The organism is Fluviicola taffensis DSM 16823, from assembly GCF_000194605.1.
Lineage (GTDB): Bacteria > Bacteroidota > Bacteroidia > Flavobacteriales_D > Crocinitomicaceae > Fluviicola > Fluviicola taffensis.
Genome location: NC_015321.1, coordinates 4,164,557 through 4,177,173, shown reverse-complemented (window position 1 = coordinate 4,177,173; position 12,617 = coordinate 4,164,557). Strand labels below are relative to the sequence as shown.

Genomic DNA, 12,617 nt, shown 5'->3' with positions numbered 1-12,617 from the left:
AGTTAGAAATAGAAACTCAATTATCAATTTACAATCATAATGAATTTTAGTTTACCTCATATTCCAGAACGTACTACTCAACCACGTAACAATGGTGTTACGATGATGATGGATAAAGGCTTAAGTTTAACTGAAGCCGAAAATTTTATCCAAGCAAGTGGACATTTGACCGATATTGTAAAGTTTGGTTTTGGAACAGCGTATGTTACAAACAATCTAGAAGAGAAAATCAAGTTGTACCGTTCGGCAGGATTGAGACCTTATTTTGGAGGAACACTCTTTGAAGCTTTTCATGCACGCGGTCGTTTTGAGGATTATTTAAGGTTGTTGGACAAATATGATTTGGATTTAGCAGAAATATCTGATGGTTCAATCATTTTGAATCACGATGAGAAATTGGAGCTAATTCAACGAATGGCAAAAACGAGAACTGTTCTTTCAGAAGTTGGATCAAAAGATTCAGGGATTTTAATTAGTCCTGGAAGATGGATTAAAATGATGAGTTCTGAGTTGGAAGCAGGTTCTTGGAAAGTCATTGCGGAAGGCCGTGAGGCTGGAAATGTGGGTGTTTTTCGTCCAAATGGAACAGCTCATACGATGCTCATCAACAAAATTATTGCGAAAGTAAAACCAGAAGATATTTTGTGGGAAGCTCCACAAAAAAATCAGCAAGTTTGGTTTGTGAAATTGTTTGGAGCAAATGTGAATCTTGGAAACATTGCACCGAATGAGATTATTCCTTTGGAGTGTTTGCGTTTGGGATTAAGAGGAGATACATTCTTTGATTTTCTTCCAGCTGATTACGCATTGCGTTTAAAACAAGTTGATTCAGACGACCCAGACGACGAAGAAGAAGCGTAATGTTTCAAGCCAAGATTGTATTGAATGGACATGCTGGGCCAATTTATGCTGCTTCTTGGGATGGGACTTATTTATACAGTTCTTCTGGTGACAAATATGTAACTCGTTGGAATATTGTTTCAGGATTGCAAGATACTTCATTCACAGTGAAGTTAGAGCATGCCGCTTATACATTAGCAGTAAATTCAAAAGTATGCTGCATTGGGAGCACTGACGGAACTTTAATAGCTGTTGATACCGAATCCAAACGAGTTTTATGGGAACATAATTTTTTTGGAAACGCTTGGTTTTCATTGTTGATTAACGAAGAAAAGAATTGGTTAATCGCTGGTGATTCAGAAGGGAATTTAATGGTTTTGGATGTGGATTCTGGAAATCGAATACTGCATCTTCCATTAGCGGCTGGAAAAATCAGATCTTTATCAATTTCGAACAATTATTGTTTCGTTTGTACACAATTGATTGGAATCTTAGTTTTTTCTATTGAAACTTGGAATGAAATTGCTTCTTGGGAACCCAATGAATTAGGAAGTAATGTGATTTTACCCGAATTATCCCAAAATCGAATTATAACAGCGGGAAGGGATGCTCATTTGGTAATCAGTGATTTGAATTATCAAGTTATTCAAAAAACACCACTTCATCATCAAACAATTTATGGATTGATTCGTATTGGAAATCAATTTATTACATCTTCCATGGATAAAACAATCAAAGTTTGGAAATCAAATTTCAAAGAGATTGATCAAAAAATGGAATTTAAGAATGGCGGACACAATCGATCTGTGAATGGGTTAGTGTTCATCGATGAGCAGACTTTTGCCAGCTATGGAGATGATAAAAAAATCATTGTTTGGAAAAAGAACAGGAGATTATTTGGTCTTAAAATTGATTCTGATTCCGAAATTTCGTAAATTAGTTCTACTATGGAAAACGATTTCAATTCTTTATACCCGCCAAAACCTTTTTTGGAAAATGAACCAGTAAGACAAGGCCATATGGCGGTTACTGTTTTTTCATTATTGCTTTTTGCTTTGAGCTTTGTTTTGTTTTTTGGTGATGAATTATTCTTTTTAATTCAATTGCTTGCCGTTTTAATTATTCATGAAGGAGGCCATTATTTGTTCATGAAATTGTACAAGTATGAGAACGTTCGCATGCTATTTATACCGTTAATGGGTGCATTTGTCCACGGTAAAAAAGAATCCTATCGTCAACGAGAAAGTTTAATGGTTGTTCTTGCGGGGCCAATTCCAGGAATTATTATCGGCGTAGTATTGTGGATTCTTGGATTTAATTGGGAAATTGGATGGATGGTTGAGACCTCGATGTTGTTTTTTGTTGTCAATATTTTGAATTTGCTGCCTATTCTTCCTTTGGATGGTGGGCGCATGTTGAACATCTTATTTTTCGAGAAAATCGAATTATTTCAAGTCATCTTTTCATTTATTTCTTCCTTGTCGTTGATTGCAATTGGTTATTTCATGGAATGGTACATTATCCTGATTTTTGGATTTTTAATGGGCTTCCAAGTAAGGAATTTGCACCGTCGTTATTTAATTCATAAAGGATTGAAGGAAGATGATGTGAATTTCAATTCTACTTACGATAACTTGTCTGATCGCTCTTATCATTTTGTGAAAAATCAAGTATTGGAACATACTCCTGGACTTCGTAGATTCGTTGAAAACATGGAAGGTGAAGACACCAAAACAGTTGTTGCGAATGAGGTGAAAAATATGCTGGTTCCTCCGATGGAACAAGATATCACTCGTTTCATGAAATTTTTAGTAATTCTTGCTTGGATATTGGCTATTTTTGGTCCCATCTATTTGATGTGGAGTCAGGGTCTTTTTAAGAATATTTCAGATGCAGTTTAAAGTTGGTCAAAAAATTTCTTTTTTATACGAAAAAGGAGATGGTATTATATTGAAATTAGAACAAAATCGGGCGTATGTTACCGATGATTCTGGCTTCGATCGTTGGTTTCCCTTGAATGAATTGGTATTTATACATTCTGAGAAATATGCTGATGATGAAATAACCATTTCAAAAGAAGATTTAGAACCTGATACGACCTTTCGCATCATCCAAGAGCGAACAGGTGTGAAAAAGCCAAGAACCATTTGGGAAATCGATTTGCACATTGAAGAGATTCTGGAATCTACGCAGGGAATGTCGAATACTGAAATTTTAATGAAGCAAATGGCCGAATTCCGATCGACTTTCAAAAAAGCGAAGAGTAAATCAGTTCACAAGTTGGTGGTAATTCATGGAGTAGGAGAAGGTGTTCTGAAAAATGAGATTCGCACTTATTTGGCACTCCAAGATCAAATTGAAGTGTACGACGCTGATTTTCATGAATACGGAAAAGGTGCTACTGCTATCGAGTTTCATCCGAATTGGTAGTTTATGAGTGAACAACCCATTGATAATTTCGAGTCTTTAAAAACCGAAGAACCAAAGAGTGATTTGATAAAGATCCTTGCGGTTACAATCACCTTCTTTTTGCTATTTCTCAATGTAGTAGGAGGTAAAGTAGTTCATTTGTGGATAGTTGAATTTTACGGATTCAGACATCAATATCCCAACTTAGTTAACCTTAATCTCGTTGTAAGTGCTTTAGCTATTTCAATAATTCCGTTGATTGCTTATCGCATTTGGCTGAAAGTTCCACCCTTTAAAACTTGGAAAAGTTACTTATTGATACTTCTATTCGCAATTAGTTTATTTGTAGGAATCTTTGTTACAGGATTGGAGTTGATTCTTCAAACTGGATTGGATTATTCAAATTCTAATCCTTTGTTACCAACATATATGTTCATTCCAAGGTTCCCGTTTAGTTTTGACCTGCTTTTTATGATCTCTGCAGTAATGAGCTTTTTGACATTGAAGTGGATATTTCGAAAGAAAAGTAGAAAAGTAATTCACTAAGCATTAATTTGAACATTTGAACATTTGAACATTTGAACATTTTCTCACTCACACAAACAATACGTAGAATCTTCTGTTCCAAATGAAAACTCTCCTTGATGTTCCCAAAAGATAAATTTTCCATCTTTCGTAGCATATTTAACTCCACTGGCAGCACGAACTTGTTGCATGATGTATTCTTCGTTTAGATTTTTGCTTTTAACGGATACAGAAATGGTGGTTGTGCTATCCGAATTGGTAATTGTAGTACTTTCCTTAAAATGAACCTTAAAGTCGTTTTCGCAATTGAATTCCATATTGCGGTTCTTTTTGAAAACAGAATCATTATTTCCACAGCTAAAAAGAAATAGAATTGATAGAAGTGCGAGAACATTTTTTTTCATAAAAATCAATTTTCAAAGATTTGTAAATAGTTAATTCGTAATATAACGAATTCGTGAAATCGCGTTATCAAAGATTCGTTTAGCGAATTGCTTTCACCATCACAAAATCGTCCATGATATAATCATTCCCAATATCGATAACTTCTTCTCGTTCAACCTCAAACCCCAGTTTTTGATAGAAATGAAAAGCTTTGTTGTGTTTGTTTACATTCAAATGAAGAAACGACAATTCATGCGATAATCCTTCATGAGTTATTTTGTCAATCAACAATTTCCCAATTCCCAATCCTTGTGTTTCTGGTAGAAGATAGAGCTTGTGAATTCTCAAATATTCAGAAGAAGGATTACCAAATTCGATACTGCAAAAGCCAAGAGTTTCACCATCTTTATCAGCCAACCAAAATGCTTGATTTTGGTCTTTGATCGCTGTTTCAATCTTAGTTTTGGAATACATGAGGTCTAACATGTATCTAATTTGATTGGGAGAAATAATTCCTTCATAAGAAATGGGCCACGTATCTTCAGCTATTTTTTGGATCCTTGAAGCATCTTCTAATGTTGCTAAGCGAAGAGTTATCATATTATTATCGATCTTTTCCAAAAGAATACATGTCGTTGTGGTTAAACTCGATTTGGTCTTTGATTTTTTTGATTGTCTTTATCAAGCCAAAAGTGAATTCATCTGTATGGATATTCAGCCATTTAAAACCAGCTTCATCATCATCAATAGCAATAGCTGCGTTGTACAAAAACTCAAAGCCGTGAACTTGTAACCAGTGTTGTGCACTTTCATTTCCTTCTGCAGCATTCACAAAAGCCATTAAATGCGGATATCCATTTTTCAATAACCAATCCCTGGCATCTTGTTTTAAATTGATTGCCCGATTCAAAAAGAAAATCTCTTGATATCCATTTTCATAGAGAAACTGTTCCAATTCTTGATGGCCTTCGAGTGCTTTGATCCAAGCCAGAATAATTTTTGTTGGATAGTTGAATTCAGCAAATGCGATATCTGCTTTTTTCACTTCGACCTTCTTTTTGTTTTCCAAAGGCTCTTTTCCGAATATTTTTTTAAACCAACTCATTTATGCGAAAAATAGATAAGCAATCAGAATCGCAGCTACAGCACCAACTAAATCACAGAATAACCCTGCGGTTGCTGCATAACGTGTTTTTTTGATTCCCACTGAACCGAAATATACGGATAAAACGTAAAAAGTAGTTTCAGTACTTCCTTGAAAAGTTGCAGATAAATTGCTTACAAAAGAATCAGGCCCAAAAGTGGCCATATTTTCAACCATTAATCCACGTGCACCAGATCCAGAGAAGGGCTTCATTAAGATTACAGGGAGTGCATCAACAAATTCTAAGGCTCTCACCCCACATGCCATTAAAAACCACTTCAAACTATTCATAAAGTCTTCCAATGCTCCACAAGATTTGAATAATGCAACAGCACAGAGCATGGCAACTAGATAAGGTAGTATGTTTAATGAGATTTGAAAGCCTCCTTTTGCTCCTTCAATAAATGATTCATAAGCTTGAATTTTTGACTTAAGAGCCATGACAATAAAGAAAGTAATAAAACCGAAAATTATTGTAGTGCTTAGAACTCGAGAGATTGTATCAATTTGTTCTGGATGTGTATTCAAGTAATAAAGTAAGGCAATAATTAAGCTAGTTAACCCTCCAATATAAAGGAGGATATTCTTTTGAAACAGGTTAATTTTTTGGCGTATAGCTACAAAAATCAAGCCTCCTAAAGTTGCAAAATAGGTAGTTAAAAGTATTGGAATGAAAACAGAAGTTGGGTTAGTACTATTTCCAGCTGCACGGGCAGCAATTATAGAAACTGGAATAATTGTAAGGCCTGATGCATTCAGAACCATAAACATGATTTGTGCATTTGAAGCCTTGTCTTTTTCTGTATTGATTTCTTGAAGTTGTTGCATTGCTCTCAGTCCTGCTGGAGTTGCAGCATTATCTAAACCTAACATATTTGCTGAAAAATTCAGCATGATGCTCCCCATCGCTGGGTGATCTTTTGGAATTTCAGGAAATAACTTTGAAAACAGAGGATAAACCATTCTTGACATGATGTTTACAGCACCACTGTCTTCCCCGATTTTCATTAGTCCCATCCATAAGGATATAATGCCTGTCATGTAAAGAGCTAATTCAAAAGCTGATTTTGCAGCTTCAAAAAACGCATCCATCATTTTTTGAAGAATAAATGTATCCTGCCAAAATAGAAGCTTCGAAAAACCCATTACGATTGCAATGACAAACATTCCAATCCAAACTCTATTCAATACCATACCTCAAAAGTCGGGAATTATTATTCTACTATTTCGAATGTTGCTCACAAATATGAACAAAGTTTTCAAGAATAATGGCTCCATGGTTTCCAGATACTTCTGGGTGGAATTGAATTCCATAAAACGGTTTGTTCTGATGCATCATTCCTTCATTGACAGTGGCATCAGAAACTGCAACATGGATGAAATCTTTTGGAATACTAATAGCTTCACAATGATCTTCCATCAATTCAATTTCAACAGGAAGTTTTTCGAAAAGGGGACAATCTACAATGACTTCGATGATTTGCCAGTCGCGGTCTTCTCGTTGTCTATTCGAAAGAGCTCCAAACGTTAATCCAAGCATTTGATGACCAAAACAGATTCCTAAAACGGGTTTCTCTTCCAATTTTAACCATTCAAATTGCTTCAAATAGGGTTCGATATCGACTTCTGTGATTAGAATTGGAGCGCCAGAGATTACAAAGCCAAGTGCATCCGAATGTTGTTCTCGCTGAAATTCAAAAAGTGGAACAACTCGTGTGTCCATGAATTCATACACAATTGATTCGATCAAAGGTGTTTTAGAACTTCCACAATCGATAATGACAATCATAAATCTATTTGACCAACTCCTTGACGGATAATTTCCGCATTTCCATTCGTGCAATCAACAATGGTTGATGCATCTAGCTTTCCTGGACCACCATCAATAATGATGGCTACTTCATCGTCGTAACGCTCATAAATAGAAGCTGGATCTACGAAATATTCCATAATTTCATCTTCTGAATCATGAAGTGATGTTACTGCCATCGGATTCCCTAATCGCTCAACAATAGCTTGAACAATTTTATTATCAGGAATACGAATTCCGATTTCTTTTTTACTTGAATCGAAGAGTTTAGAGACCTCACTCGTAGCATCTAAAATAAAGGTAAATGGACCAGGTAAATAATGCTTCAACAAACGAAATGTATTTCTATCGAGTTGTTTTACATACTCAGATACTTCGCTTAAATCTGAACAGATAATGGAGAAATTAGCTTTTGAGAGTTTCACATCTTTCCATTTAGCTAATTCAGCCAATCCTTTTTTGTTCATTACATCACATGCAACTGCATAAACGGCATCAGTAGGAATGATGATTATCCCACCTTTTTTCAATTCATCCACAACCTGCTGCACAAGACGATTGTCAATATTAGTTGGGTTAATTTCTATGAACATATTTGTTTGATTTTTTCTATTGATAAATTTAATCAAAAAATCGCGATAAGTGAAATGAAAGGAAGTTTTCAAATTTGGAACACTTTTTGCTTTTTTGAACTCATCATTTTGAATTAACAAAGTATCTTTACACTAAAATAATTCCATGAAAATCCTAATTTTTGTTTTAATCGCTTTTAGCAGCTTGACAGCTTATTCACAATTGGACCGTAAGTCGATTTACAATGCTTTGGCGAGTGAATCTAAAGAAACAGTACAAAAGCAATTGGATGAACTTCAAAAATTAAAGGAATCATCTGAAGTAAAAGCGTTTAAAGGTGCTTTAACGATGAAAGCTGCACAGTTTGAAAAAACGGCTAAGGATAAACTAGCTTTGTTCAATTCAGGAAAGAAAGTATTAGAAACGGAAATTAAATCGAATGATGAGAATGTCGAATATCGCTTTTTGAGATTGTTGATTCAGGAAAATGCCCCGAAACAGTTAAAATATGACGGAAATATTACCGAAGATGCAGCATCAATCATGATAGGGTACGGTAAACTGAAGGAGTCAACTAAAACTGCTTTGGAAACATATGCAAAGAAGTCTGCTTCGTTGAAAGAGTTGTTTTAAGTTAAAACGTAGAAGTAATTTTTTTCTATTAGAATTCTCAAATTCGGGAATTCTCGTGTTCACATCTTTGTGAACACTTTTAGTGTTATACTTATGATTGTCATTGTTTTAGGTTTTTTCAATAAAGTAAAAAGAGCCTGAAATTATTCAAGCTCTTTACGAATATTCTAAAATAGAAAAGAGTAAGAATCTCGTTGTTGCAGAGTCATTAAACTATTTACTTTTTCATTTTCAAATTCTGCTTATTATTGCACATCTGCCTTCACTTTCACCACTGTAATTCGGGGTTCTGTATTGGCTGTAATGGTAATTGTTTTTTCGTTCACACCTTTTCCGCTAGGCTTAAAACCAACTTCAATTTTATCTGACTTCCCAGGAGCAATCGGACCTTCTGGTTTACTTGGTGTTGTACAACCGCAACTGGCCTTCACATCCGAAAGAATTAAAGGTTTATTTCCAGTATTTGTTACGACGAACGTACAATGGTTTTCTACACCTTCAGTGACTTTTCCAAAATCATGAATTTCTTTGTCGATTTTCATGATTGTAATAGACCCTGCTTCTTCTTTTTTTTGTGCTTCTAATTCCTTTAGAGCTTGCTCGTTTGCTTTGATTGTTTCGGGATCATCCGCAACTTCCATTACTAATTCGCTCTCTTTTCCAGTATTATCTGAGTTGTTTGAACATGCTACTACTAGTCCGCCTACTAATAAAAGGCCAATAAATAAACTTCTTTTTTTCATCTTAATTCATTGCGAGTTTTTGTTTATCGTATTCTTTTGTTTCAAGCAATTGGATTGCCTTTTGAAGAATTTCGTTCTTTTGATTGTAAATTTTATAAAATGCTTCAATTCCAAAAAGATCATTAGCAATCGTTGCTTTTAATCTTAATTCCATAATCTCTTTACTAATTTTGTATTCATCTTCTTTGAACTCAAAATCTTTGTTTTCCTTTTTGACAAAATCAAAAAACTCATCCATTAACTTTTTATCTACTTTAAAGTTGGTGATAAACTGATCGATACTTTCATATTTCTTATTCAATTCATCTCTATTTTTATCAACAAAAGACAAAGGGAAGCTTCCATAAGAACCGTTTTGAACTACTTTTCGGTACAAATCTGTAATTTCTGAAGTATCAATTGGAACGAAGAAATCGGGCATAATTCCACCTCCACCATAAACTGGTCTTTTTGTAATTCGTGTTTCAAATTTCAATGAATCTGGAAGCTTGATACTGTCAATATGAGAAAACTCACCGTGCATGAATCGTCTCATGTACTCGTTTTTGTAATCATCAATATTTTCGTAAGATCGTTGAATAAATCGACCAGAAGGAGTGAAGTATCGAGCGATTGTCAGGCGCATTTGAGAGCCGTCCGATAAATCAATTGGTCTTTGAACCAACCCTTTTCCATAACTTCTTCGACCAACAATTAATCCACGATCCCAATCTTGAACAGCTCCAGAAAGAATTTCAGATGCAGAAGCAGAATTATCGTCAATCAAAATAACCACTTTTCCTTTTTCCCAAGAACCACTTCTTCCAGCGTTCAAATCTTGACGTGGCTGTGAGCGACCTTCTGAATAAACAATTAATTTATCGTCTGAAAGTAATTCATCAGCAATTAGCTGAGCTGCATATAATAATCCACCGCCATTACCTTGTAAATCTAAAATCAAACTTTCCATTCCTTGAGCTTTCAGTTTTTCCAAGCCTTTTTTGATTTCATCATGAGAAGTTCTTGAAAAGGAAGTTAGTTTCAAATAACCAATTTTCGGGGTAACTAAGTAAGCACAATCTACTGAGTTCACTGGAACTTTATCTCGAGTAATCACATAGTTTATTTGTTTTTTCTGAGCTTTTCTTAGAATATCAACTCGAACTTTCGTACCCGCTTCACCTAATAATTTTTCGCGAACTTGGGTATTTTTCAGACCAATACCAGCTACATTTTGTCCATCAATCATGACGATTTTATCTCCAGCGCGAATTCCTAATTTCTCAGAAGGTCCGCCTGCAATTGTTTCAACAACCATCAATGTGTCTTTCAATATTTGGAAGCGAACACCAATCCCTACGAAACTCCCATCGATAGCCACATTTGCTGCTTCAACTTCGTCTTTTGGAATATAAACAGTATGAGGATCTAATTTTTCAAGCATCGAAATAATCGCAGCGTCCATTAACTCCTTGTCATTAACTGGATCAACATACAATTTGTTGATATACATGAAGATTTCATCTAGACGTTGACCATTTGTAGGAACTCTTGGGTCTGTAGGTGTTTTTTGTGCAGATGCAAAAAATGAATTGATACTTACGAGTAAGATCAGAATAACGCTATAATACTTCATACAATTTTCTTGAGAATACTAATATAATGATAAAACGTTCAATCAACTTGTTCGAAATTTCCGAAGCGCTAGATTCTTGTTAAAAAAAGGTAATTTGATAGGCTAGTTACGAACAATGAAATGTTGGTCTTTTATTTCGACTGAAAAGAAGGTCTTTTCGTATTTTTAAGTCGAATAGTTCTATAGAAGGTACATGAAAGGTTTATTGATATTAGGAGTTTTATGTTTTAGTTCACTAAGTTTATTCGGACAAGTGAAGGCATTGGATAAATTGGAAGTCTTGTATGATCAAGGACATTATAAAATGGTTTTTCGGAAAGCGAATAATTTGTTGGATCAACCTGATTATGATTATTCGTATAAACCTGAATTCTATAAGAGTTTGGCTTTGTTTCAATTAGCTGATAGAGGACTGTGGGGACAAATTCATCCGAAAGCCTTACAAGAAGCCCGAGAATTATTTAGCAATGTTTTATCAACCCCTGAAGGGATTAAAGTTTTCAATACGCATTTGAATCATGTAGCTCAATTAAAAAGAGATTTGGTTAAGAAGGCTTTGAATTACAAATCGGAAGGGAAACAAGCCAAATACGATGAAATCCAACAAATTTTGTTTGGCTTATTTGATCGTATTCCAGATTTAGATGTCCCTGGGGAAATTAACGCTCCAGTAGTTGATGCGCCAGAAGTCAAAGAAACAGTTGCAACGTCTGTGGAACGAGAAGAAATTGTAAAAATCGCTAAGAAACAGTTGGGAGTGCCATACAAATGGGCTGGCGTAGATTCAAAAGGTTTTGATTGTAGTGGATTTACTTCATTTGTGATGAAAGAATTTAAAGTTACTTTAAGTCGCAGAGCAGAAGATCAATACAATTCTTCGGTGAAAGTGAAGCAGAAGAATGCGCAAAAAGGAGATTTGGTGTTCTTTAATAATGGATCAGGTATTTCACACGTAGGAATCGTCATTTCTGCAAAAGGAGAACCTTTGACGATGATTCATGCGAGTTCAAGTAAAGGTGTAATCATTACAAATATTGAAGATTCGGAATACTGGTTGAAGCGGCTTTATGCGATCGGGACGTATGTGAAAGGAGAATGATTAAACCACATAGGAACATAGATCACATAGTTTTTTAAGATTTACTTCACTCTAACTTAGAGATATTAATTCGACTTTCCGTTCTAAGTAAATTGGCTTTATAAAATTCAATATTGGAATATTCACCATGTAATGCGATAATTCTCTTTATAAGCTCAATATCTGTATTATTTGTTTTATCTCCGAATATGACTCCAGAAAGTGATTTAGGATTAAAGGAAGGTGTTCTTTTGTTGTTTTCAGTAGTAATAACTGATCGGACCTCATTTTCATATGACCAATGGGTTAATTTAGTTAGAACAATTCTTGGAATTTGATCTTGAAACCCTTGACTCGATGAATATTCTGCAACGGGCAAATTGTCTTCGTAAACAACGCGTGTTCCTTGAAAATATTCTTTATGCATTCTCCAATCAAATTTTAAACAAACTCCAGAATGACTTGCACCATAATGAGACCACATTAAAAAATTATCTGGTTTTTCTGAAAAGCATGTTACTCCAATCAGTTTAGATACTCCTTCAATAAAATGTGGAGTTAAACCTGATGCTAAATTATTTCTCAAGTTAAGTCGGTCTATCAAAAGATGATCGGACTCAGTCAAAACTGAATCTAAATTTCGATTCCATTCTTGTTCCGCTTCTGAGCCTTCTATTAGATTAAGTTGAAATTGACAATCAAAGGGATCATTAAAATTAAATGGATTAGCAAAAAACAATTCGTTATTTATTAAAACGCGAAATAGAAATTCATTTATTGGAAAGTACTTATAAATATACTTTTCTTGAGTTACTTGTAATTGACTCATAATTATGTTATTTTATCTTCCAATAATACGAAAA

At 34.7% G+C, this 12,617-nt stretch carries 16 protein-coding genes; 7 read left to right on the top strand and 9 right to left on the bottom strand.

Going from position 1 to position 12,617, the window contains the following annotated elements:
* Positions 1 to 39 precede the first annotated feature (39 nt).
* From FLUTA_RS18285 to FLUTA_RS18265, 5 genes are read left to right on the top strand one after another with little or no spacing between them, the layout of a single operon-like run.
* Positions 40 to 861, top strand: coding sequence for a phosphosulfolactate synthase (locus FLUTA_RS18285; RefSeq protein WP_013688396.1), 822 nt, complete (start codon positions 40 to 42; stop codon positions 859 to 861).
* The gene (locus FLUTA_RS18280) at positions 861 to 1,775 is read left to right on the top strand and encodes a WD40 repeat domain-containing protein (RefSeq protein WP_013688395.1); all 915 of its coding nucleotides are present in this window, start codon (positions 861 to 863) and stop codon (positions 1,773 to 1,775) included. Before FLUTA_RS18285 ends, FLUTA_RS18280 begins: the two co-directional genes overlap by 1 nt.
* A 12-nt stretch (positions 1,776 to 1,787) precedes the next feature.
* Positions 1,788 to 2,741, top strand: coding sequence for a site-2 protease family protein (locus FLUTA_RS18275; RefSeq protein WP_013688394.1), 954 nt, complete (start codon positions 1,788 to 1,790; stop codon positions 2,739 to 2,741).
* A complete protein-coding gene (locus tag FLUTA_RS21035) occupies positions 2,731 to 3,270 on the top strand; it encodes a Smr/MutS family protein (RefSeq protein ID WP_013688393.1) in 540 nt (179 codons plus the stop codon). Before FLUTA_RS18275 ends, FLUTA_RS21035 begins: the two co-directional genes overlap by 11 nt.
* A 3-nt stretch (positions 3,271 to 3,273) precedes the next feature.
* Positions 3,274 to 3,795 carry a hypothetical protein gene (locus FLUTA_RS18265; RefSeq protein ID WP_013688392.1) on the top strand — a complete coding sequence of 174 codons (522 nt, stop codon included), beginning with the start codon at positions 3,274 to 3,276 and terminating at the stop codon, positions 3,793 to 3,795.
* A gap of 44 nt (positions 3,796 to 3,839) precedes the next feature.
* Here FLUTA_RS18265 and FLUTA_RS18260 read toward each other — a convergent pair whose 3' ends face one another.
* The 6 genes from FLUTA_RS18260 to FLUTA_RS18235 all read right to left on the bottom strand — a co-directional run bounded on the left by FLUTA_RS18260 (position 3,840) and on the right by FLUTA_RS18235 (position 7,705).
* Positions 3,840 to 4,178 carry an MliC family protein gene (locus FLUTA_RS18260; RefSeq protein WP_013688391.1) on the bottom strand — a complete coding sequence of 113 codons (339 nt, stop codon included), beginning with the start codon at positions 4,176 to 4,178 and terminating at the stop codon, positions 3,840 to 3,842.
* A 79-nt stretch (positions 4,179 to 4,257) separates the two neighbouring features.
* Complete coding sequence (locus FLUTA_RS18255; protein WP_013688390.1) at positions 4,258 to 4,758, bottom strand: GNAT family N-acetyltransferase; 501 nt, start codon at positions 4,756 to 4,758, stop codon at positions 4,258 to 4,260.
* Positions 4,759 to 4,762: 4 nt separating this feature from the next.
* Positions 4,763 to 5,263: a hypothetical protein gene (locus FLUTA_RS18250; RefSeq protein ID WP_013688389.1), complete on the bottom strand. Its 501-nt coding sequence runs from the start codon at positions 5,261 to 5,263 to the stop codon at positions 4,763 to 4,765.
* Positions 5,264 to 6,496: a nucleoside recognition domain-containing protein gene (locus FLUTA_RS18245; protein ID WP_013688388.1), complete on the bottom strand. Its 1,233-nt coding sequence runs from the start codon at positions 6,494 to 6,496 to the stop codon at positions 5,264 to 5,266.
* A 28-nt stretch (positions 6,497 to 6,524) separates the two neighbouring features.
* Positions 6,525 to 7,091, bottom strand: coding sequence for a glutamine amidotransferase-related protein (locus FLUTA_RS18240; RefSeq protein ID WP_013688387.1), 567 nt, complete (start codon positions 7,089 to 7,091; stop codon positions 6,525 to 6,527).
* Positions 7,088 to 7,705: an L-threonylcarbamoyladenylate synthase gene (locus FLUTA_RS18235; RefSeq protein ID WP_013688386.1), complete on the bottom strand. Its 618-nt coding sequence runs from the start codon at positions 7,703 to 7,705 to the stop codon at positions 7,088 to 7,090. The genes FLUTA_RS18240 and FLUTA_RS18235 overlap by 4 nt, the downstream gene beginning before the upstream one ends.
* 145 nt (positions 7,706 to 7,850) lie before the next feature.
* On the opposite strand from FLUTA_RS18235, the gene FLUTA_RS18230 reads away from it, so the two are divergent.
* Positions 7,851 to 8,318 carry a hypothetical protein gene (locus tag FLUTA_RS18230; RefSeq protein WP_013688385.1) on the top strand — a complete coding sequence of 156 codons (468 nt, stop codon included), beginning with the start codon at positions 7,851 to 7,853 and terminating at the stop codon, positions 8,316 to 8,318.
* Positions 8,319 to 8,563: 245 nt separating this feature from the next.
* Here FLUTA_RS18230 and FLUTA_RS18225 read toward each other — a convergent pair whose 3' ends face one another.
* Both FLUTA_RS18225 and FLUTA_RS18220 read right to left on the bottom strand, forming a co-directional pair.
* The gene (locus FLUTA_RS18225) at positions 8,564 to 9,061 is read right to left on the bottom strand and encodes a DUF1573 domain-containing protein (protein ID WP_013688384.1); all 498 of its coding nucleotides are present in this window, start codon (positions 9,059 to 9,061) and stop codon (positions 8,564 to 8,566) included.
* Position 9,062: 1 nt separating this feature from the next.
* Positions 9,063 to 10,676 (bottom strand): S41 family peptidase, encoded by a 1,614-nt coding sequence (locus tag FLUTA_RS18220; RefSeq protein WP_013688383.1) that lies wholly within the window; start codon positions 10,674 to 10,676, stop codon positions 9,063 to 9,065.
* 193 nt (positions 10,677 to 10,869) lie between these two features.
* Here FLUTA_RS18220 and FLUTA_RS21030 point away from each other — a divergent pair, with 193 nt between their 5' ends.
* A complete protein-coding gene (locus FLUTA_RS21030; RefSeq protein ID WP_013688382.1) occupies positions 10,870 to 11,775 on the top strand; it encodes a C40 family peptidase in 906 nt (301 codons plus the stop codon).
* A gap of 46 nt (positions 11,776 to 11,821) precedes the next feature.
* Here FLUTA_RS21030 and FLUTA_RS18210 read toward each other — a convergent pair whose 3' ends face one another.
* Positions 11,822 to 12,583: a DUF2971 domain-containing protein gene (locus tag FLUTA_RS18210; RefSeq protein ID WP_013688381.1), complete on the bottom strand. Its 762-nt coding sequence runs from the start codon at positions 12,581 to 12,583 to the stop codon at positions 11,822 to 11,824.
* Positions 12,584 to 12,617: the final 34 nt, after the last annotated feature.

Coding starts and splice junctions, on each gene's coding strand:
- FLUTA_RS18285 (WP_013688396.1), top strand. CDS start 40: ATGAATTTTAGTTTACCTCATATTCCAGAACGTACTACTCAACCACGT.
- FLUTA_RS18280 (WP_013688395.1), top strand. CDS start 861: ATGTTTCAAGCCAAGATTGTATTGAATGGACATGCTGGGCCAATTTAT.
- FLUTA_RS18275 (WP_013688394.1), top strand. CDS start 1,788: ATGGAAAACGATTTCAATTCTTTATACCCGCCAAAACCTTTTTTGGAA.
- FLUTA_RS21035 (WP_013688393.1), top strand. CDS start 2,731: ATGCAGTTTAAAGTTGGTCAAAAAATTTCTTTTTTATACGAAAAAGGA.
- FLUTA_RS18265 (WP_013688392.1), top strand. CDS start 3,274: ATGAGTGAACAACCCATTGATAATTTCGAGTCTTTAAAAACCGAAGAA.
- FLUTA_RS18260 (WP_013688391.1), bottom strand. CDS start 4,178: ATGAAAAAAAATGTTCTCGCACTTCTATCAATTCTATTTCTTTTTAGC.
- FLUTA_RS18255 (WP_013688390.1), bottom strand. CDS start 4,758: ATGATAACTCTTCGCTTAGCAACATTAGAAGATGCTTCAAGGATCCAA.
- FLUTA_RS18250 (WP_013688389.1), bottom strand. CDS start 5,263: ATGAGTTGGTTTAAAAAAATATTCGGAAAAGAGCCTTTGGAAAACAAA.
- FLUTA_RS18245 (WP_013688388.1), bottom strand. CDS start 6,496: ATGGTATTGAATAGAGTTTGGATTGGAATGTTTGTCATTGCAATCGTA.
- FLUTA_RS18240 (WP_013688387.1), bottom strand. CDS start 7,091: ATGATTGTCATTATCGATTGTGGAAGTTCTAAAACACCTTTGATCGAA.
- FLUTA_RS18235 (WP_013688386.1), bottom strand. CDS start 7,705: ATGTTCATAGAAATTAACCCAACTAATATTGACAATCGTCTTGTGCAG.
- FLUTA_RS18230 (WP_013688385.1), top strand. CDS start 7,851: ATGAAAATCCTAATTTTTGTTTTAATCGCTTTTAGCAGCTTGACAGCT.
- FLUTA_RS18225 (WP_013688384.1), bottom strand. CDS start 9,061: ATGAAAAAAAGAAGTTTATTTATTGGCCTTTTATTAGTAGGCGGACTA.
- FLUTA_RS18220 (WP_013688383.1), bottom strand. CDS start 10,676: ATGAAGTATTATAGCGTTATTCTGATCTTACTCGTAAGTATCAATTCA.
- FLUTA_RS21030 (WP_013688382.1), top strand. CDS start 10,870: ATGAAAGGTTTATTGATATTAGGAGTTTTATGTTTTAGTTCACTAAGT.
- FLUTA_RS18210 (WP_013688381.1), bottom strand. CDS start 12,583: ATGAGTCAATTACAAGTAACTCAAGAAAAGTATATTTATAAGTACTTT.